Below are 1,397 nucleotides of genomic sequence, written 5' to 3' on the forward strand. Positions count from 1 at the left end.
CATATGTCTGAGACCTGATGCCGAGCCGATTGTGGCGAAGTGGATGATCCTATGCTGTCGAGAAAAGCCTCTAGCGAGTTTCATGGCGGCCCGTACCCTAAACCGACTCAGGTGGTCAGGTAGAGAATACCGAGGCGTTCGGGTGAACTATGGTTAAGGAACTCGGCAAAATGCCCCCGTAACTTCGGGAGAAGGGGGGCCACGCTTGGTGATGAGCTTTACGCTCTGAGCTGGGGGTGGCCGCAGAGACCAGCGAGAAGCGACTGTTTACTAAAAACACAGGTCCGTGCGAAGCCGTAAGGCGATGTATACGGACTGACGCCTGCCCGGTGCTGGAACGTTAAGGGGACCGGTTAGTGACCTTTCGGGGTTGCGAAGCTGAGAACTTAAGCGCCAGTAAACGGCGGTGGTAACTATAACCATCCTAAGGTAGCGAAATTCCTTGTCGGGTAAGTTCCGACCTGCACGAATGGCGTAACGACTTCTCGACTGTCTCAACCATAGGCCCGGTGAAATTGCACTACGAGTAAAGATGCTCGTTTCGCGCAGCAGGACGGAAAGACCCCGGGACCTTTACTACAGTTTGATATTGGTGTTCGGTTCGGCTTGTGTAGGATAGCTGGGAGACTTTGAAGCAGCCACGCCAGTGGTTGTGGAGTCGTCGTTGAAATACCAGTCTGGTCGTGCTGGATGTCTAACCTGGGTCCGTGATCCGGATCAGGGACAGTGTCTGATGGGTAGTTTAACTGGGGCGGTTGCCTCCCAAAGGGTAACGGAGGCGCCCAAAGGTTCCCTCAGCCTGGTTGGCAATCAGGTGTTGAGTGTAAGTGCACAAGGGAGCTTGACTGTGAGACCGACGGGTCGAGCAGGGACGAAAGTCGGGACTAGTGATCCGGCGGTGGCTTGTGGAAGCGCCGTCGCTCAACGGATAAAAGGTACCCCGGGGATAACAGGCTGATCTTCCCCAAGAGTCCATATCGACGGGATGGTTTGGCACCTCGATGTCGGCTCGTCGCATCCTGGGGCTGGAGTCGGTCCCAAGGGTTGGGCTGTTCGCCCATTAAAGCGGTACGCGAGCTGGGTTTAGAACGTCGTGAGACAGTTCGGTCCCTATCCGCTGTGCGCGTAGGAGTCTTGAGAAGGGCTGTCCCTAGTACGAGAGGACCGGGACGGACGAACCTCTGGTGTGCCAGTTGTTCTGCCAAGGGCATGGCTGGTTGGCTACGTTCGGGAGGGATAACCGCTGAAAGCATCTAAGCGGGAAGCCTGCTTCGAGATGAGGACTCCCACCCACTTGATGGGGTAAGGCTCCCAGTAGACGACTGGGTTGATAGGCCGGATCTGGAAGCACGGTAACGTGTGGAGGTGACCGGTACTAATAGGCCGAGGGCTTGTCC

The 1,397-nt window shown here is 56.3% G+C and carries 1 rRNA gene (cut by a window edge); it reads left to right on the forward strand.

Features of this window, described 5'->3' with window-relative positions:
- Positions 1-1,397, forward strand: a 23S ribosomal RNA gene (locus ABZ576_RS34165); its annotated part reaches 1,790 nt to the left of the window's first position; the annotation flags it as partial.

The sequence above is a fragment of the Streptomyces sp. NPDC013455 genome (assembly GCF_040632975.1).
Taxonomy (GTDB): domain Bacteria; phylum Actinomycetota; class Actinomycetes; order Streptomycetales; family Streptomycetaceae; genus Streptomyces.